Source organism: Pseudomonas sp. SB113, from assembly GCF_040754745.1.
Taxonomy (GTDB): Bacteria; Pseudomonadota; Gammaproteobacteria; order Pseudomonadales; family Pseudomonadaceae; genus Aquipseudomonas; species Aquipseudomonas grimontii.
This window is the reverse complement of the sequence record NZ_JBFMHW010000001.1, coordinates 113,228-132,755: the sequence shown is the minus strand read 5'-3', so window position 1 is coordinate 132,755 and position 19,528 is coordinate 113,228. Positions and strand designations below refer to the sequence as shown.

17 protein-coding genes are annotated in these 19,528 nt (G+C 58.6%); all 17 read left to right on the top strand.

Annotated elements, in window-relative coordinates; genetic code table 11:
* Nucleotides 1-139: 139 nt before the first annotated feature.
* Nucleotides 140-877, top strand: a complete 738-nt coding sequence (gene rpsB, locus AB1462_RS00625; RefSeq protein WP_003219330.1) for a 30S ribosomal protein S2 — start codon at nt 140-142, stop codon at nt 875-877.
* A gap of 204 nt (nt 878-1,081) precedes the next feature.
* Nucleotides 1,082-1,945 (top strand): translation elongation factor Ts, encoded by an 864-nt coding sequence (gene tsf / locus AB1462_RS00620; RefSeq protein ID WP_065926460.1) that lies wholly within the window; start codon nt 1,082-1,084, stop codon nt 1,943-1,945.
* A 209-nt stretch (nt 1,946-2,154) separates the two neighbouring features.
* Nucleotides 2,155-2,898 (top strand): UMP kinase, encoded by a 744-nt coding sequence (pyrH, locus tag AB1462_RS00615; RefSeq protein ID WP_003172271.1) that lies wholly within the window; start codon nt 2,155-2,157, stop codon nt 2,896-2,898.
* Entirely contained in the window at nt 2,895-3,452 is a 558-nt protein-coding gene (gene frr, locus AB1462_RS00610) for a ribosome recycling factor (RefSeq protein ID WP_016974404.1), read from the top strand. Before pyrH ends, frr begins: the two co-directional genes overlap by 4 nt.
* Before the next feature lie 17 nt (nt 3,453-3,469).
* On the top strand, nt 3,470-4,225 hold the full coding sequence (gene uppS, locus AB1462_RS00605) for a polyprenyl diphosphate synthase (protein ID WP_090408514.1): 756 nt from the start codon (nt 3,470-3,472) through the stop codon (nt 4,223-4,225).
* Nucleotides 4,226-5,035, top strand: a complete 810-nt coding sequence (locus AB1462_RS00600; RefSeq protein ID WP_090408511.1) for a phosphatidate cytidylyltransferase — start codon at nt 4,226-4,228, stop codon at nt 5,033-5,035. It begins immediately after the preceding gene.
* Nucleotides 5,032-6,222 (top strand): 1-deoxy-D-xylulose-5-phosphate reductoisomerase, encoded by a 1,191-nt coding sequence (gene ispC / locus AB1462_RS00595; protein WP_090408509.1) that lies wholly within the window; start codon nt 5,032-5,034, stop codon nt 6,220-6,222. Before AB1462_RS00600 ends, ispC begins: the two co-directional genes overlap by 4 nt.
* A gap of 53 nt (nt 6,223-6,275) precedes the next feature.
* Nucleotides 6,276-7,628 (top strand): sigma E protease regulator RseP, encoded by a 1,353-nt coding sequence (gene rseP, locus AB1462_RS00590; protein ID WP_259192764.1) that lies wholly within the window; start codon nt 6,276-6,278, stop codon nt 7,626-7,628.
* 74 nt (nt 7,629-7,702) lie between these two features.
* Nucleotides 7,703-10,090: an outer membrane protein assembly factor BamA gene (gene bamA, locus AB1462_RS00585; protein ID WP_259192763.1), complete on the top strand. Its 2,388-nt coding sequence runs from the start codon at nt 7,703-7,705 to the stop codon at nt 10,088-10,090.
* Between the two features lie 45 nt (nt 10,091-10,135).
* Nucleotides 10,136-10,639 carry an OmpH family outer membrane protein gene (locus tag AB1462_RS00580; RefSeq protein ID WP_003172279.1) on the top strand — a complete coding sequence of 168 codons (504 nt, stop codon included), beginning with the start codon at nt 10,136-10,138 and terminating at the stop codon, nt 10,637-10,639.
* A gap of 3 nt (nt 10,640-10,642) precedes the next feature.
* Nucleotides 10,643-11,698 (top strand): UDP-3-O-(3-hydroxymyristoyl)glucosamine N-acyltransferase, encoded by a 1,056-nt coding sequence (gene lpxD, locus AB1462_RS00575; RefSeq protein ID WP_090408500.1) that lies wholly within the window; start codon nt 10,643-10,645, stop codon nt 11,696-11,698.
* 110 nt (nt 11,699-11,808) lie between these two features.
* Nucleotides 11,809-12,249, top strand: a complete 441-nt coding sequence (fabZ, locus tag AB1462_RS00570; RefSeq protein ID WP_003172281.1) for a 3-hydroxyacyl-ACP dehydratase FabZ — start codon at nt 11,809-11,811, stop codon at nt 12,247-12,249.
* Nucleotides 12,246-13,022, top strand: a complete 777-nt coding sequence (gene lpxA, locus AB1462_RS00565) for an acyl-ACP--UDP-N-acetylglucosamine O-acyltransferase (protein ID WP_090408497.1) — start codon at nt 12,246-12,248, stop codon at nt 13,020-13,022. The genes fabZ and lpxA overlap by 4 nt, the downstream gene beginning before the upstream one ends.
* Before the next feature lie 2 nt (nt 13,023-13,024).
* On the top strand, nt 13,025-14,164 hold the full coding sequence (gene lpxB / locus AB1462_RS00560; protein ID WP_090408492.1) for a lipid-A-disaccharide synthase: 1,140 nt from the start codon (nt 13,025-13,027) through the stop codon (nt 14,162-14,164).
* A complete protein-coding gene (gene rnhB, locus AB1462_RS00555; protein WP_065938777.1) occupies nt 14,161-14,793 on the top strand; it encodes a ribonuclease HII in 633 nt (210 codons plus the stop codon). Before lpxB ends, rnhB begins: the two co-directional genes overlap by 4 nt.
* A 77-nt stretch (nt 14,794-14,870) precedes the next feature.
* A complete protein-coding gene (dnaE, locus tag AB1462_RS00550) occupies nt 14,871-18,392 on the top strand; it encodes a DNA polymerase III subunit alpha (RefSeq protein WP_090408486.1) in 3,522 nt (1,173 codons plus the stop codon).
* A gap of 138 nt (nt 18,393-18,530) precedes the next feature.
* On the top strand, nt 18,531-19,478 hold the full coding sequence (locus AB1462_RS00545) for an acetyl-CoA carboxylase carboxyltransferase subunit alpha (RefSeq protein WP_003172288.1): 948 nt from the start codon (nt 18,531-18,533) through the stop codon (nt 19,476-19,478).
* The last annotated feature ends 50 nt before the right edge of the window (nt 19,479-19,528 follow it).

Sequence of the window (19,528 nt, the reverse complement as noted above, 5' to 3'; positions counted from 1 at the left end):
GCGCCGCTTTCCGGGGATACCCCGAAAAGCTTAAATCCACACACGTGTCGACACGATGACCTGGGTGCCGGAGGCCTTGATGCCGCTGGTTGGTCATTGGGATACGTGGAGGCCAAACCCGACTTATTAAGGAACTATCATGTCCCAAGTCAACATGCGCGATATGCTGAAGGCCGGTGTGCACTTCGGTCACCAGACCCGTTACTGGAACCCGAAAATGGGTAAATACATTTTCGGCGCGCGTAACAAGATCCACATCATCAACCTTGAAAAAACCCTGCCAATGTTCAACGAAGCTCTGACTTTCGTAGAGCGCCTGGCCCAGGGCAAAAACAAGATTCTGTTCGTCGGCACCAAGCGTTCCGCTGGCAAGATCGTTGCTGAAGAAGCAGCACGTTGCGGTTCGCCGTACGTCGATCACCGCTGGTTGGGCGGCATGCTGACCAACTTCAAAACCATCCGTGCTTCCATCAAGCGTCTGCGTGACCTTGAAGTGCAAGCCGAAGACGGTACTTTCGCCAAGCTGACCAAGAAAGAAGCGCTGATGCGCACTCGTGACCTGGAAAAGCTCGATCGTTCCCTGGGTGGTATCAAGGACATGGGCGGTCTGCCTGACGCACTGTTCGTTATCGACGTTGATCACGAGCGCATCGCGATCACCGAAGCCAACAAACTGGGCATCCCTGTTATCGGCGTAGTCGATACCAACAGCAGCCCGGAAGGCGTTGACTACATCATCCCAGGCAACGATGACGCAATCCGCGCTATCCAGCTGTACATGGGTTCGATGGCTGACGCTGTAATCCGTGGTCGCAACCACGTTGCTGGTGGTACCGAGCAGTTCGTTGAAGAAGCTCCGGTAGCCGCAGCTGAGTAATTGACGCCCTGGCGTTGACTCAGTAAGCAAAAAGGGGGCTTGGCCCCCTTTTTGCCACCTCGAAAACCATTTGTGAGCGCCTACTTGTGGCAGCGCAACATAGCGACTGTAACGTGCAGCGGCTAACAAGGGTGGTTCGGGAAGAATTGATCCCCCGTTCGATCGGGTGGAATGGTTGAAAACCTATCCAAGAGGAATTTGAAAATGGCAGCAATTACTGCAGCGTTGGTTAAAGAACTGCGTGAGCGTACCGGCGAAGGCATGATGGATTGCAAGAAAGCCCTGGAAAAGGCTGACGGCGACATTGAAAAAGCCATTGATGATATGCGTGCTTCCGGCGCCATCAAAGCTGCCAAGAAAGCAGGCAACGTGGCTGCTGAAGGTGCTATCGCTCTGAAAGAAGACGGCAAGTCTGCTGTTCTGCTGGAAGTGAACTCTCAGACCGACTTCCTGGCCCTGCAGGACGACTTCAAGGCATTTGTTGCTGCCAGCGTTGAGAAAGCGTTTGCCGACAAACTGACTGACGTCGCTCCGCTGATCGCCGCTCAAGAAGCTGATCGCCTGGTACTGGTCGGCAAGGTTGGCGAGAACGTCAACATCCGTCGCCTGGTACGCGTTGAAGGTGATGTTGTTGGTGGTTACCTGCACGGCAACAAAATCGGCGTTGCAGTTGTCCTGAAGGGCGGCAACGTTGAGCTGGCCAAAGACATCGCTATGCACGTAGCGGCCAGCAACCCTGAGTTCCTGCTGCCTTCGGAAGTTTCTGCCGAAGCGATCGAGCGTGAAAAAGCTGTGTTCCTGCAGCTGAACGAAGAAAAAATCAAAGGCAAGCCAGAAAACATTGTTGAGAATATGGTCAAAGGCCGTATCAGCAAGTTCCTGGCCGAAGCAAGCCTGGTTGAGCAGGCGTTCGTCAAGAACCCTGAAGTCAAGGTTGGCGAACTGGCTAAGAAAGCCGGTGCTGAAATCGTTTCCTTCACTTACTTCAAAGTAGGCGAAGGCATCGAGAAGCCGGTCGACAACTTCGCTGAAGAAGTTGCTGCCCAGCTGGCTGCCGCCAAGCAATAAGACAGTTTTTAACTGTCGCCCGAAAGAGGCTGCCCGCTCACGCGCGCAGCCTCTTTTCAAATGGGCAGGCCGATTTTATTTGGCTTACCCTCGGAACTGGCTTACAAAGCCGTGTTCCGATGGCGCTGTGAGAGCGTCCAGCTAGAGTGAATGCAAGCCGTAAACGGCTCGCCAAGAATTTTTAAAATACGCCGCAGGAGAGATTCGCAATGGCTCAGCAGGGCAGTGGTTATCAGGCTCGCTATAAACGCATTCTACTCAAGCTCAGCGGCGAGGCCCTGATGGGCTCGGAAGAGTTCGGGATCGATCCCAAGGTGCTCGACCGCATGGCGCTGGAAGTCGGCCAGTTGGTCGGGATCGGCGTACAGGTCGGCCTGGTGATCGGTGGGGGTAACCTGTTCCGCGGCGCGGCACTGAGTGCGGCCGGTATGGATCGGGTCACCGGCGACCACATGGGCATGCTGGCCACTGTGATGAACGCCCTGGCCATGCGTGACGCCCTGGAGCGTGCCAATATCTCGGCTATCGTGATGTCGGCTATTTCCATGGTGGGCGTGACCGATCACTATGATCGTCGCAAAGCCATGCGCCACCTGAACGCCAAAGAGGTGGTGATCTTTGCTGCCGGTACCGGCAACCCGTTCTTTACCACGGACTCGGCTGCTTGCCTGCGTGCCATCGAGATCGATGCTGACGTGGTGCTCAAGGCGACCAAGGTAGATGGCGTGTACACCGCAGATCCATTCAAAGACCCGCATGCCGAGAAGTTCGATCATCTGACCTACGATGAAGTGCTGGATCGCAAGCTGGGTGTGATGGACCTGACGGCTATTTGCCTGTGTCGCGACCATAAGATGCCGCTGCGCGTATTTAACATGAACAAGCCCGGTGCCCTGCTGAATATCGTACACGGCGGCGCGGAAGGGACTCTGATCGAGGAAGGCCAACAATGATCAATGAAATCAAGAAAGACGCCCAAGCGCGTATGCAGAAATCCCTGGAGTCTCTGAGCCACGCATTCGGCCAGATTCGTACCGGTAAGGCGCACCCGAGCATCCTGGGGAGCGTGATGGTGCCTTATTACGGCGCTGATACCCCGCTGAGCGGCGTGGCCAACGTTACCGTAAAAGATTCGCGCACCCTGCAAGTCGTGGCCTTCGAGCGCAACATGCTCGCTGCAGTCGACAAAGCCATCCAGAGCGCCGGCCTGAACCTCAACCCGACCAACCTAGGTGAGTTGCTGCTGATCTCCATGCCGGCCCTGACTGAGGAAACTCGTAAGGGCTTCACCAAGCAGGCGCGTAGCGCGGCTGAAGATGCACGCGTTGCGGTGCGCAACATCCGTCGGGATGCCTTGGGTGACCTGAAGAAACTGGTCAAGGACAAGGAAATCAGCGAAGACGAAGAGCGTCGTGCCGTCGCTGATATCGATAAACTGACCAAGGACGCCGAGGCCCAGATCACCAAGGCCACGGAAGAAAAAGAAAAGGACCTGATGGCCGTATAAGGGGTCAGGACGCCTTCATGGAAAAGACCAAGCAGACTGTGCCCTCTGTGGTGCCGCGCCATGTCGCGATCATCATGGATGGGAATAATCGCTGGGCGAAAAAACGCTTTATGCCGGGTGTCGCCGGGCATAAGGCGGGTGTCGATGCGGTGCGGGCTGTGATTGAGGTGTGTGCCGAGGCCAAGGTCGAGGTGTTGACCTTGTTCGCCTTCTCCAGTGAAAACTGGCAGCGGCCCGCCGAAGAAGTCAGCGCCTTGATGGACCTGTTCTTCAAGGCCCTGCGTCGTGAGGCCAGGCGCCTCAACGACAACAACATCAGCCTGCGCATCATCGGCGACCGCTCGCGCTTCCATCCGGAACTACAGGCGGCCATGCGTGAAGCCGAGGCTATCACGGCTGGCACCAACCGCTTTGTGCTGCAAATCGCAGCCAACTATGGCGGCCAATGGGATATTGCCCAGGCGGCGCAGCGACTGGCCCGCGAAGTGCAGGCCGGTCATCTGCGGCCGGACGACATCACGCCTGAATTGCTACAAACCTGTCTGGTGACCGGTGACCTGCCGTTGCCTGACTTGTGTATCCGTACCGGTGGTGAGCATCGCATCAGCAATTTCCTCTTGTGGCAGTTGGCTTACACCGAGCTGTACTTCTCCGACCTGTTCTGGCCGGACTTCAAACACGATGCCATGCGCACTGCGCTGGCCGATTTCGCTTCCCGTCAGCGTCGCTTCGGTAAAACGAGTGAGCAGATCGAAGCTGGAGCCCGGGTTTAAATGCTTAAACAACGAATCATCACAGCACTGATACTGTTGCCGATTGCCCTGTGCGGGTTTTTCCTGCTGGATGGCTCCGGCTTTGCACTGTTTATCGGCCTGGTGGTAACCCTGGGTGCCTGGGAGTGGGCGCGATTGGCAGGTTTCAACGCGCAATTACCGCGAGTGGTGTATGCCGTTGTCGTGGCGGTGCTGCTGTTTCTGATGCACACCCTGTCGAGCATCATCGTACCTTGGGTATTGGGGGCGGCGGTGCTGTGGTGGGCGCTTGCGACCTATCTGGTGCTGACCTTTCCGCGTAGCAGTGGCCAGTGGTCCAGCGTTGCCAGCAAGTTGGTGATTGGCTTGTTGATCCTGTTGCCGGCCTGGCAAGGGCTGGTGGAGATCAAGAATTCGCCGATGGGTAACTGGCTGATCATGGCGGTGATGGTGCTGGTCTGGGGCGCAGACATCGGCGCTTACTTCTCTGGTCGGGCATTCGGCAAGCGCAAGCTGGCGCCGGCAGTCAGCCCGGGCAAGAGTTGGGAGGGTGTGTATGGCGGCCTGGCGTTGACGCTGGCGATCACTCTTGTGGTGGGCTTGGTGCGCGACTGGTCGGCGAAGGAAATCTTCCTGGCCCTGCTGGGCACGGCCATCGTCGTATTTATCTCGGTGGTCGGTGACCTCACCGAAAGCATGTTCAAGCGCCAGGCCGGGATCAAGGACAGCAGCAACCTGCTGCCGGGTCATGGCGGGGTGCTGGATCGTATCGATAGCCTTACCGCTGCCATCCCGATCTTTGCCGTGCTGTTGTGGATGACCGCTTCGTGAGCCGCCTGCAACAAGTGACCGTGCTGGGTGCAACCGGCTCGGTGGGGTTGAGCACGCTGGATGTGATCGCTCGTCACCCTGACCGCTATCAAGTGTTTGCCTTGACCGGGTACAGCCGCCTCAGCGAACTGTTGGCGCTGTGCGTGCGCCATGTGCCGCGCTTTGCTGTCGTGCCTGAGCGTTCGGTTGCACGGAGCCTGCAGGATGATCTGCGGGCTGCCGGGCTGGCCACTCAGGTGCTGGTGGGGGAGGAGGGGTTGTGCCAGGTCTCGGCCGATGCCGAGGTGGATACGGTGGTGGCCGCGATCGTCGGTGCCGCCGGCTTGCGTCCGACCTTGGCTGCCGTGGATGCGGGCAAGAAAATCCTGCTGGCCAACAAAGAAGCGCTGGTGATGTCCGGCGCGCTCTTCATGCAGGCGGTGCGCAAGAGCGGTGCCGTGCTGCTGCCCCTCGACAGTGAGCACAATGCAATCTTCCAATGCATGCCGGGTGACTTTGCTCGCGGTCTGAGCCAGGTGGGTGTGCGTCGGATTCTGCTGACCGCTTCGGGTGGTCCTTTCCGGCAAACTCCCTTGGCGGAGTTGGAGCATGTGTCTCCGGATCAGGCGTGCGCTCATCCTAACTGGTCGATGGGCCGCAAGATTTCCGTAGACTCGGCAAGCATGATGAATAAAGGCCTGGAGTTGATCGAGGCCTGTTGGTTGTTCGATGCGCGACCGGATCAGGTCGAGGTGGTGATTCACCCGCAAAGTGTGATTCATTCACTGGTCGACTATGTGGATGGCTCGGTATTGGCCCAATTGGGTAATCCCGATATGCGCACCCCGATCGCCAATGCCCTGGCCTGGCCGGAGCGGATTGATTCCGGCGTAGCGCCATTGGATCTGTTTGCAATTGCCCGCCTGGACTTTGAAGCGCCGGACGAGCAGCGTTTTCCTTGCCTGCGTTTGGCGCGTGAGGCGGCGGAGGCGGGTAACAGCGCACCGGCGATGCTCAATGCGGCGAATGAAGTGGCCGTGGCGGCGTTTCTCGAACGGCGCATCCGCTTTCCGCAGATCGCGAGTATCATCGAGGACGTCCTGGGTCTTGAGCCCGTGGTGGCAGTCAGTGACCTCGGGGCGGTATTCGAGGCGGATACCAAGGCACGCGCCTTGGCTGAACAATGGTTGAACCGCAACGCGCGTTAATCTGTGGGCGCGATTGAGCCTTCGGGCACTGGATTGGAATGCGGAGAAATTAGATGAGTGCGCTTTACATGATTGTCGGCACCCTGGTTGCTCTGGGTGTGCTGGTTACCTTCCACGAGTTCGGCCACTTCTGGGTGGCACGTCGTTGCGGCGTCAAGGTACTGCGCTTTTCCGTCGGCTTCGGCATGCCGCTGGTTCGCTGGCACGACCGACGTGGCACCGAGTTCGTGATCGCGGCCATCCCGTTGGGTGGCTACGTCAAGATGCTCGATGAGCGTGAAGGCGAAGTGCCTGCTGATCAGTTGGACCAATCCTTCAATCGCAAGACCGTTCGTCAGCGTATTGCCATTGTTGCCGCCGGTCCGATTGCCAACTTCCTGTTGGCAATGCTGTTCTTCTGGGTCTTGGCCATGCTCGGTAGCGAGCAAGTGCGTCCTGTGATCGGCGCGGTCGAGGCGGACAGTATCGCGGCCAAGGCAGGTCTGGTCGCAGGGCAGGAAATTGTTTCCATTGATGGCGAGCCGACTACGGGTTGGGGCGCGGTCAATTTGCAACTGGTGCGTCGTTTGGGTGAAAGCGGCACCGTCAACGTCGTGGTGCGTGAGCAGGATTCCAGTGCCGAAACCCCGCGCGCGTTGGCTTTGGACCATTGGCTCAAAGGCGCTGATGAGCCTGATCCGATCAAGTCCCTGGGCATCCGGCCATGGCGTCCTGCGCTGCCGCCAGTGCTTGCTGAGTTGGATCCGAAAGGTCCGGCCCAGGCCGCAGGTCTGAAAACCGGCGATCGCTTGCTGGCCCTCGATGGCCAGGTGCTGGGTGAGTGGCAGCAGGTGGTCGATCTGGTGCGCGTCCGCCCTGATACCAGAATTGTGCTGAAAATTGAGCGTGACGGCGCTCAAATTGATGTCCCCGTGACCCTGGCGGTACGTGGGGAAGCCAAGGCGGCCGGGGGTTACCTGGGGGCTGGCGTGAAGAGTCCGGACTGGCCGCCCTCGATGGTGCGCGAGGTCAGTTTCGGGCCGCTGGCGGCAATTGGCGAGGGTGCAAAACGCACCTGGACCATGAGTGTGCTGACCCTCGAATCCCTCAAGAAAATGTTGTTCGGCGAGCTCTCGGTAAAAAACTTGAGTGGACCGATAACCATTGCTAAAGTGGCGGGCGCTTCTGCCCAGTCGGGTGTCGCGGATTTCCTGAATTTCCTGGCTTATCTGAGTATTAGCCTGGGTGTTCTGAATTTGCTGCCCATTCCAGTATTGGATGGGGGGCATCTGTTGTTTTATCTGGTCGAGTGGGTGCGTGGTCGCCCCTTGTCGGATCGGGTGCAGGGTTGGGGGATACAGATCGGTATCAGTTTGGTGGTTGGGGTGATGTTATTAGCCTTGGTCAACGATCTGGGTCGACTGTAACGCTTCGCTGAATTGCGAATCTGCCGCATTTTGCGGCAGTTTGTTTATTGCCAGTTGGAATAAGAAAGGACTTCATGAAACGTCTGCTGCTAACTGCGGTTCTCACCGTATTGATGATCGCCGAAGTTCACGCCGAGTCCTTCACCATCTCCGATATTCGCGTCAACGGCCTCCAGCGGGTTTCCGCGGGTAGCGTCTTTGGTGCCTTGCCGTTGAACGTCGGGGAACAGGCTGATGACCGTCGCCTGGTGGAATCCACTCGTGCGCTGTTCAAAACCGGGTTCTTTCAAGACATCCAACTGGGTCGCGAAGGTAACGTCCTGGTTATCACCGTCGTCGAGCGACCCTCCGTCGCCAGTATCGAGATCGAAGGCAACAAGGCGATCTCCACTGAAGACCTGATGAAAGGCCTGAAGCAATCTGGCCTGGCCGAGGGCGAGATCTTCCAGCGCGCCACCCTTGAAGGTGTGCGTAACGAACTGCAACGCCAGTATGTTGCCCAGGGCCGCTACTCCGCGACTGTGGAAACGGAAGTGGTGCCACAGCCTCGTAACCGTGTCGGCCTCAAGGTCAACATCAACGAAGGTACCGTGGCGGCCATTCAGCACATCAACGTGGTGGGTAACACCAAGTTCGCTGATGACGACCTGATCGACCTGTTCGAGCTCAAGACCACCAACTGGTTGTCGTTCTTCAAGAACGATGACAAGTACGCCCGCGAAAAACTCTCCGGTGACCTGGAGCGCCTGCGTTCCTACTACCTGGACCGTGGTTATATCAACATGGATATCGCTTCGACCCAGGTGTCCATCACTCCGGACAAGAAACACGTCTACATCACTGTCAACGTCAACGAAGGCGAGAAGTACAAGGTTCGTGACGTGAAGCTCAGCGGCGACTTGAAAGTGCCTGAAGACCAGGTCAAGGCCCTGTTGCTGGTGCAGAAAGACCAGGTGTTCTCGCGCAAGCTGATGACCACTACCTCCGAACTGATCACCCGTCGCCTGGGTAACGAAGGCTATACCTTCGCCAACGTCAACGGCGTGCCTACCCCGCACGATGAAGACCACACCGTGGACATCACCTTTGTCGTCGACCCAGGCAAGCGTGCCTATGTGAACCGTATCAATTTCCGTGGCAACACCAAGTCTGCGGACGAAGTGCTGCGCCGTGAAATGCGCCAGATGGAAGGTGGCTGGGCGTCGACTTACCTGATCGACCAGTCCAAGACCCGTCTTGAGCGCCTGGGCTTCTTCAAAGAGGTGAACGTCGAAACCCCAGCCGTACCGGGTGTGGATGACCAGGTTGACGTGAACTACGCCGTGGAAGAACAAGCGTCGGGTTCCATCACCGCCAGTGTCGGCTTCGCACAGAGCGCCGGTCTGATCCTCGGTGGTTCCATCACCCAGAACAACTTCCTGGGTACCGGTAACAAGGTGTCCATCGGCCTGACCCGAAGCGAATACCAGAGCCGTTATAACTTCGGTTATGTCGACCCCTACTGGACTGCAGACGGCGTGAGCCTGGGCTACAACGCCTTCTACCGCACCACCGACTACAAAGACCTCGACGTTGACGTAGCAAGCTATGCAATCGACAGCCTGGGCGTAGGCGCGAACATCGGTTACCCGATCAGCGAGACCTCGCGCCTGACCTTCGGCCTGACTGCGCAACAGGATGAGATCAAGACCGGTGTGTACACCGTGGACGAGATCTTCGACTTCACTCGCAAGGAAGGCGACAAGTTCCTGAACTTCAAGGCGTCCGCCGGCTGGTCCGAGTCGACACTGAACAAAGGTGTGCTTGCCACCCGTGGTCACTCCCAGAGCCTGACTCTGGAAGCAACGACTCCGGGCAGCGACCTGTCGTTCTTCAAGCTCGATTACCGTGGTCAGTTGTTCCAGCCGTTGAGCGATAACTACACCATGCGCCTGCACACTGAGTTGGGCTATGGCGACGGTTATGGTTCCACCAATGGGCTGCCGTTCTACGAGAACTACTATGCGGGTGGCTTCAACTCCGTGCGTGGCTTCAAGGACAGCACCTTGGGTCCACGTGGTACACCGAGCCGTGGTGTTGGTGTAACCGGTAACCAGGGCACCGTAGCTGACTCCGACAACGATCCGCTGCCATTCGGTGGTAACGTGTTGATCCAGGGTGGTGCGGAAATCCTGTTCCCGCTACCGTTCGTCAAAGATCAGCGGTCCCTGCGTACCTCCGTCTTCTGGGATGTGGGTAACGTGTTCGACTCCAAGTGCGAACAGATCACCAACCCAAGCGGTGTGAAGTCGAGGACTGAGTGCAACGACGTGAGCCTCAGCAACCTGGCGAGCTCGGTGGGTGTAGGTGTGACGTGGGTGACTGCGCTTGGCCCGTTGAGCTTCGCTCTGGCCATGCCGATCAAGAAACCGGATAACGCTGAAACCCAGATTTTCCAATTCTCCCTCGGCCAGACGTTCTAAGCGTCTGACCCAAGATAACGACAACGGATTCTGTAGGAGTACATCGTGCGTAAGTTGACTCAATTGGTTCTGCTGGCCACCGTGCTGGTAACCACCCCGGCCTTCGCCGAGATGAAAATCGCCGTCCTGAACTATCAGATGGCCCTGCTGGAATCCGACGCGGCCAAGAAATACGCCGTGGATGCCGAGAAAAAATTCGGTCCGCAACTGACCAAGCTCAAGACGTTGGAAAGCAGCGCCAAGGGTATCCAGGACCGCCTGGTAGCGGGTGGCGACAAAATGCAGCAAGGCGAGCGCGAGCGTCTGGAGCTTGAGTTCAAGCAAAAGGCCCGTGACTACCAGTTCCAATCCAAGGAGCTGAACGAAGCCAAGGCTGTTGCCGACCGCGAAATGCTCAAGCAGCTCAAACCTAAACTCGACAGCGCTGTGGAAGAAGTCATCAAGAAAGGTGCCTTTGACCTGGTGTTCGAGCGTGGCGCAGTGATCGACGTCAAGCCTCAATACGACATCACCCGTCAGGTGATCGAGCGCATGAACCAGCTGAAGTAAGCCATGACCGCGACTATCAAGCTCGGCGAGTTGGCCGAGTTCCTGGGAGCCACCTTGCGTGGCTCCCCGGAGAAGGAAATCACTGGGCTAGCCACCTTGCAGGAGGCTGGCCCAGCTCAGTTGAGCTTCCTCGCAAACCCCCAATACCGTAAATACCTGGTCGACTGCCAGGCCGCAGCCGTGTTGCTGAAGGCCGCTGACGCCGAGGGTTACGCCGGGGATGCCCTGGTAGTGGCTGACCCCTACCTGTCGTACGCAAAGGCGTCGCATCTGTTCGACCCGAAGCCCAAGGCGGCGAGTGGTGTTCATCCGTCTGCGGTTATCGCCGATGATGCCCAGGTTGATCCTGCGGCCAGCATCGGTGCGTTTGCGGTGATCGAGAGCGGCGCACGCATCGCGGCCGGTGTAACGGTCGGCGCGCATTGCTTTATCGGCGCTCGCTGTGTAATCGGCGCCGACGGTTGGTTGGCGCCTCGCGTGACCCTGTACCACGATGTGCGTATTGGTGAGCGTGTGGTCATTCAATCGGGTGCGGTAATCGGTGGTGAAGGCTTCGGTTTTGCCAACTCCAAGGGTGTCTGGCACAAGATTGCCCAGGTCGGCGGCGTATTGATCGGCGACGACGTGGAAATCGGTGTGAATACAGCGGTCGATCGCGGGGCCTTGGCCGATACCGTGATCGGTAACGGCGTGAAGCTCGACAACCAGATCCAGATCGCCCACAACGTGCAGATTGGCGATCACACCGCCATGGCTGCGTGTGTAGGCATTTCCGGCAGCACCAGGATCGGCAAGCATTGCATGCTCGCCGGTGGCGTAGGGTTGGTGGGGCATATCGATATTTGCGACAACGTTTTCATCACCGGCATGACCATGGTCACCCACTCGATTACCGAGCCGGGGGCCTACTCATCTGGTACCGCCATGCAGCCCGCAGCTGAATGGCGCAAGAGTGCAGCACGTTTGAGGCAGCTCGACGACATGGCTCGACGTCTCAAACAGCTGGAAAAGCGTGTTGGGGACGTGACCCCTGGCGGTAATGCTTCATCAGAAGGCTGATACCATTTCCATATCAAGTGTGCACAGCCGCTAGACTGCCTCCTTGATTTGCTAGCGGGGCGTGCGTTTAGTCGCCCGCCCCCAATCTTTATTACAGGCTTCCCCCCGAAATGATGGACATCAACGAGATTCGCGAATACCTGCCTCACCGTTACCCGTTCCTGCTGGTGGACCGTGTAGTGGACCTCAATGTTGAGGAAAAGCGCATTCGTGCCTACAAGAATGTCAGCATCAACGAACCATTCTTCAACGGCCACTTCCCCGCGCATCCCATCATGCCGGGCGTATTGATCATCGAAGCAATGGCCCAGGCTGCCGGTATCCTTGGTTTCAAAATGCTCGACCTCAAGCCTGCCGACGGCACGCTTTACTATTTCGTGGGCTCCGACAAGTTGCGCTTTCGCAACCCGGTTACTCCGGGTGACCAGTTGATCCTGGAAGCCAAGTTCATCAGCTGCAAGCGCCAGATCTGGAAGTTCGAATGCCAGGCCTCGGTAGACGGCAAGCCAGTGTGCTCTGCCGAGATCATCTGCGCGGAACGCAAACTATGAGTTTGATTGACCCTCGCGCAATCATCGATCCGTCGGCCGTACTGGCCGCCGACGTTGAGGTCGGCCCTTGGTCGATCATCGGCGCAGGTGTGGAAATCGGCGAGGGGACTGTCATCGGGCCGCACGTGATCCTCAAAGGTCCGACCCGCATTGGCAAGCACAACCGCATCTACCAGTTTTCCTCGGTAGGCGAAGACACCCCGGACATGAAGTACAAGGGTGAAGAAACACGCTTGGTAATCGGTGATCACAACATCATCCGTGAAGGCGTGACCATTCACCGTGGCACCGTGCAGGATCGTGCCGAGACCACGCTGGGTGATCACAACCTGGTCATGGCCTATGCCCATATCGGCCATGACAGCGTGATCGGCAACCACTGCATCCTGGTCAACAACACGGCGTTGGCCGGTCACGTGCATGTTGATGATTGGGCGATCCTGTCCGGCTTCACCCTGGTGCATCAGTACTGCCATATCGGCGCCCACAGCTTTTCCGGCATGGGCACCGCCATCGGCAAGGACGTTCCGGCGTTCGTCACGGTGTTCGGCAACCCGGCCGAAGCCCGCAGCATGAACTTCGAAGGCATGCGCCGTCGTGGGTTCAGCGAAGAGGCGATCCACGCCCTGCGCCGCGCCTACAAGGTGGTCTATCGTCAGGGGCTGACGGTCGACCAGGCGTTGATCCAACTGTCCGAGCCGGCAGCGTTGTTCCCGGAAGTCGCGGTGTTCCGTGACTCGATCCAGGCGTCGACCCGCGGCATCACCCGCTGATCATGGCTACTCTGCGTATCGCGCTGGTGGCCGGAGAAGCTTCCGGCGACATTTTGGGCGCAGGTCTTATGCGGGCGCTCAAGGCCCAGCACCCTGCGGTGGAATTTATCGGCGTCGGTGGCCCGCTGATGCAGGCCGAAGGCCTCACGTCGTACTTTCCCATGGAGCGTCTGTCGGTCATGGGACTGGTCGAAGTGCTGGGTCGCCTGCGTGAGCTGTTGGCTCGTCGCAAGCTGCTGATCCAGACGCTGATCGAAGAAAAGCCCGATGTTTTTATCGGAATCGATGCGCCGGACTTTACCCTCAATATCGAACTCAAGTTGCGTCAGGCCGGCATCAAGACCGTGCACTACGTCAGCCCCTCTGTGTGGGCGTGGCGGCAGAAGCGTGTGCTGAAGATCCGCGAAGGCTGCGACCTGATGTTGACCCTGTTGCCGTTTGAGGCCAGGTTCTACGAGGAGAAGGGCGTGCCGGTACGGTTTGTCGGGCATACCCTGGCTGACACCATTCCTTTGCAGGCTGACCGTGCAGCCGCGCGTGCCGAACTGGGTTTGCCCGACGGCCCGCTCGTCGCGCTGATGCCGGGCAGTCGAGGCGGTGAAGTTGGCCGTCTTGCCAACGTGTTTTTCGATGCTGCCGAGCGCCTGCAAGCCTTGAAGCCTGGAGTGCGTTTCGTGTTGCCCTGCGCCAGCCCGCAACGGCGTGCACAAATCGAGACACTGCTGGTCGGTCGCAATCTGCCCTTGACCCTGCTCGACGGTCGGTCGCACCTGGCCCTGGCGGCCTGTGATGCGGTGCTGATCGCTTCGGGTACCGCGACCTTGGAGGCCCTGCTGTACAAGCGCCCGATGGTCGTGGCCTATCGCTTGGCGCCGCTGACTTTCTGGATTCTCAAGCGCATGGTCAAAAGCCCTTACATCTCTTTGCCCAACTTGCTGGCCCAGCGCCTGTTGGTTCCGGAGTTGTTGCAGGACGATGCAACGCCCGAAGCCCTCGCGCAAACCCTACTACCCTTGATCGACGGCGGCGAAGAACAGACTCGTGGTTTTGACGACATTCACCGCACCTTGCGCCGTGATGCATCGAACCAGGCAGCCGATGCCGTACTGACCTTGATCGGCCAAAAACAGGAAGCTTTATGAGCACGCAAATAGGCCTGGATTTCAGCCTGGTTGCCCAAGCCCACGAACTGGTGGCCGGCGTTGACGAAGTAGGGCGTGGCCCGCTGTGTGGCGCGGTGGTGACGGCGGCCGTGATCCTCGATCCAAACCGTCCGATCCTGGGGCTCAACGACTCGAAAAAACTCACCGAGGCGCGCCGTGAAAAACTCTACGACGAAATCTGTGAAAAGGCCCTGAGCTGGCATATCGCCCGGGCTGAAGTCGAAGAAATCGACGAGTTGAACATTCTGCACGCCACGATGCTGGCCATGCAGCGTGCCGTTGAAGGCCTGCACATCACGCCAAAACTGGCGATGATCGACGGCAACCGTTGCCCTAAGCTGGCGATGCCGGCTGAAGCGGTGGTCAAGGGCGATAGCAAGGTTCCAGCCATTGCCGCCGCTTCGATCCTGGCCAAGGTCAGCCGAGACCGTGAAATGGCTGCCTTCGAATTGATTTACCCCGGCTACGGTATCGGGGGCCACAAAGGCTATCCGACGCCCGTTCATCTGGAAGCCCTGGCCCGTCTTGGTCCAACGCCGATCCACCGGCGCTCGTTTGCCCCGGTGCGCCAGGCTTATGAGCTACGCGAGAACCTCAGCGAGGTTTAGTCGCAAGGCTGATGTTTTTGCCAAGGCCCGGTACAATCCCGGGCCTTGTTGTTTCTAAGTTTCTGGACAGGATCACTATGCCGGCTTCATTCGTTCACCTGCGCCTGCACACTGAATACTCCCTGGTCGACGGCCTGGTACGGATCAAACCACTGGTCAAAACCCTGGTGGGTATGAACATGCCTGCGGTCGCGGTTACCGATCAGAACAACATGTGTTCCCTGGTCAAGTTCTACAAGAACGCCATGGGCGCCGGCATCAAGCCGATCTGCGGCGCCGACCTGTGGCTGTCCAACAAAGACCCGGATAACCCCCTGAGCCGCATCAGCCTGCTGGCGATGAATGGCGTGGGTTATCGCAACCTCACCGAATTGATTTCCCGTGGCTTTATCGACGGTCAGCGCAACGGCTCGATCATCATCGAGCGCGAATGGGTCGCCGAGGCCAGCGAAGGCCTGATCATGCTGTCGGCCGCCAAGGAGGGCGAGATCGGTATCGCGCTGCTGGGCGGCAATCCCCATGAAGCCGAAGTACTGGCGAGTGAGTGGATGCAGGTATTCCCCGACCGCTTTTACCTGGAAGTCCAGCGTACCAACCGCCCCAACGATGAAGAGCATCTGCACGCCGCCGTAGCCCTGGCCGACAAGCTGGGCGCGCCGTTGGTGGCGACCAACGATGTGCGCTTTATCAAGAAGGAAGATTTCGAGGCCCACGAAACCCGCGTGTGCATCGGTGAGGGCCGGGCGCTGGATGACCCGCGCCGCTCCAAGAACTACAGCGAAGAGCAGTACCTCAAGAGCGCGGAGGAGATGGCCGAGCTGTTCAGCGACCTGCCCGAGGCCCTGGAAAACTCCGTCGAGATTGCCAAGCGCTGCAATATCGAAGTGAAGCTGGGCAAACACTTTTTGCCCAATTTCCCGATTCCCGATGGCATGACCATCGACGAGTATTTCCGCAAGGTGTCATTTGATGGCTTGGAGGAGCGTCTCTCCGTCCTGCTGCCCAAGGACACCACCGAAGATTACGAGGCCAAGCGCCAGGTCTATGTCGACCGGCTGAATTTCGAGCTGGATATCATCATCCAGATGGGGTTCCCCGGTTACTTCCTGATCGTGATGGACTTTATCCAGTGGGCCAAGAGCAACGGCGTCCCGGTAGGCCCGGGCCGGGGCTCGGGTGCTGGCTCGCTGGTCGCCTATGTACAGAAGATCACCGACCTTGACCCACTGGAATACGACCTGCTGTTCGAGCGGTTCCTGAACCCGGAACGGGTCTCCATGCCCGACTTCGACGTCGACTTCTGCATGGACGGCCGGGACCGCGTGATCGAATACGTGGCCGAGAAATACGGTCGCAACGCCGTGAGCCAGATCATTACCTTCGGTTCCATGGCGGCCAAGGCGGTAATCCGTGACGTGGCGCGGGTGCAGGGCAAGTCCTACGGCCTGGCGGACCGCCTGTCGAAGATGATCCCGTTCGAAGTCGGGATGACCCTGGAAAAAGCCTACGAGCAGGAAGAGATCCTGCGCGACTTCATCAAAATCGACGAAGAAGCCGCCGAAATCTGGGACATGGCGCGCAAGCTTGAAGGCGTGGTGCGTAACGTCGGTAAACACGCCGGTGGTGTAGTAATCGCGCCAACCAAGCTGACTGACTTTTCGCCTATCTATTGCGATGAAGAGGGCGGCGGCCTTGTCACCCAGTTCGACAAGGACGATGTGGAGGCGGCCGGCCTGGTGAAGTTCGACTTCCTCGGCCTTCGGACCCTGACGATCATCGACTGGGCGCTCAAGACCATCAACCGAGACCGCGCCAAGGTCAACGAAGAGCCGCTGGATATCGCGTTCATCCCGCTGGACGACAAACCGACTTACCAATTGCTGCAAAAAGCTGAAACGACTGCGGTGTTCCAGCTTGAATCGCGGGGCATGAAGGAGCTGATCAAAAAGCTCAAGCCCGACTGCCTGGAAGACTTGATCGCACTGGTGGCCCTGTTCCGTCCGGGCCCGCTGCAATCGGGCATGGTGGATGACTTCATCAACCGTAAGCACGGCCGCGCCGAGTTGGCGTACCCGCACTCCGATTACCAGTATGAAGGCCTCAAGCCGGTATTGGCTCCGACCTACGGCATCATCCTGTACCAGGAACAGGTGATGCAGATCGCCCAGGTAATGGCCGGCTACACCCTCGGTGGTGCGGACATGCTGCGTCGTGCCATGGGTAAGAAAAAACCCGAGGAAATGGCCAAGCAACGCGGCGGTTTCATTGAGGGTTGCGCCACCAACAATATCGACGCCGACCTCGCCGGTAACATTTTCGACCTGGTGGAAAAATTCGCCGGTTATGGCTTCAACAAATCCCACTCCGCCGCCTACGGGCTGGTGTCGTACCAGACCGCCTGGCTGAAAGCCCACTACCCGGCGCCGTTCATGGCTGCGGTACTTTCGGCGGATATGCACAACACCGACAAGGTCGTGACCTTGATCGAGGAAGTGCGCACCATGAAGCTGCGCCTCGACGCACCGGACGTGAACGCCTCGGAGTTCAAGTTCACGGTGAATGACGAGGGTCGCATCATCTATGGCCTGGGCGCGATCAAAGGCGTGGGCGAAGGCCCGGTGGAAGCCATCACCGAAGCGCGCCAGGACGGGCCGTTCAAGGATTTGTTCGACTTCTGCGCACGTGTTGACCTCAAGCGCATCAACAAACGTACCCTCGATGGTCTTATCCGCAGCGGCGCGCTCGACCGTCTTGGGCCGTATTTCCATGATGAGCCGAAGGCTTACCAGGCGAATATCGATCGCAACCGCGCGGTGTTGCTCACCGCCATGGAAGAAGCGATCAAGGCCGCCGAACAGACCGCCCGGACCCACGACAGCGGCCACGCCGACCTGTTTGGCGGGTTGTTCGTCGAAGACGATGCGGATGTGTACGCCAACCACCGCAAGGCCAAGGACCTGACCCTCAAGGAGCGCCTCAAGGGTGAAAAAGACACCTTGGGCCTGTACCTCACCGGTCACCCGATTGACGAATATGAAGGTGAAATCCGCCGTTTCGCCCGTCAGCGCATCATCGACCTGAAACCGGCGCGGGATACCCAGACCGTCGCCGGCATGATCATCGCCCTGCGAGTGATGAAAAACAAAAAGGGCGACAAGATGGGCTTTATCACCCTCGACGACCGCTCGGGCCGGATCGAAGCGTCGCTGTTTGCCGACGCCTTTCACTCTGCGCAGTCGCTGCTGCAGACCGACGCCATGGTGGTGGTGGAAGGGGAGGTCAGCAACGATGACTTCTCCGGCGGCTTGCGTCTGCGGATCAAGCGAGTGATGAGCATGGAAGATGCGCGCACCAACCTGGCCGAAAGTCTGCGCTTGAAGGTCAAGACCGAAGCCCTCAAGGGCGATCAGCTACGCTGGTTGGGTGACTTGCTCAAGCGCCACCGCGGCGCGTGCCCGGTGACCATGGAATACACCGGCAGCGACGCCAAGGCCATGCTGCAGTTCGGCGAGACCTGGCGAATTGATCCGGCTGACGGCTTGATTCAAGCATTGCGTGACCAGTTCGGTCGTGACAACGTCTTCCTCCAATACCGTTGACGATCAGGTGATGGCAAATCGCCTGATCTCGACCAAACATTTAATCTCGACCTAGACGCGCCTCTCCCTTAAGGTAGGGCGCGAATAGACAACCGGCTGGCCAGGCAACCCTTGGCCGTCGACCCAAGACGGACGCTTATGAACCCGAATTTTCTTGATTTCGAACAGCCGATCGCTGACCTGCAAGCCAAGATCGAAGAACTGCGCCTGGTCGGCAATGACAATTCGCTGAATATCGGCGATGAGATCGCTCGCCTGCAAGACAAGAGCAGCACGCTCACCGAAGACATCTTCGGCAAGTTGACCAGCTGGCAGATCGCGCGCCTGGCTCGTCACCCGCGTCGTCCTTACACCCTGGACTACATTCAGCACATTTTCACCGAGTTCGACGAACTGCACGGTGACCGCCACTTCTCCGACGACGCGGCTATCGTGGGTGGTATCGCTCGCCTGGACGATCAGCCGGTCATGGTCATCGGTCACCAGAAAGGCCGTGAAGTGCGCGAGAAAGTACGCCGTAACTTCGGCATGCCGCGCCCAGAAGGCTACCGCAAGGCCTGCCGCCTGATGGAAATGGCCGAGCGCTTCAAGATGCCGATCCTGACCTTTATCGACACCCCGGGCGCTTACCCAGGTATCGACGCCGAAGAGCGCAACCAGAGCGAAGCCATTGCCTGGAACCTGCGCGTCATGTCTCGCCTGAAAACCCCGATCATTGCCACCGTGATCGGTGAGGGTGGTTCCGGCGGCGCACTGGCGATCGGTGTCTGTGACCAGTTGAACATGCTGCAATATTCGACCTACGCGGTGATTTCACCCGAAGGTTGCGCCTCGATCCTGTGGAAAACCGCAGAAAAAGCGCCGGACGCTGCCGAAGCCATGGGCATCACTGCCGATCGCCTCAAGGGCCTGGGTATCGTGGACAAAGTGATCGCCGAGCCATTGGGCGGCGCCCACCGCGACCCGGCTGCCGCCGCCGCTACTATCCGTGCCGAGTTGGGTTCGCAGCTGGCGATGCTCAAGAAACTGGATAACGAAGCGCTGCTGGCCCGTCGTTACGAGCGCCTGATGAGCTACGGTCTCTAAGGCCGCAGCGGTACTAATGTGGGAGGGGGCTTGCCCCCGATTGCTGAGTG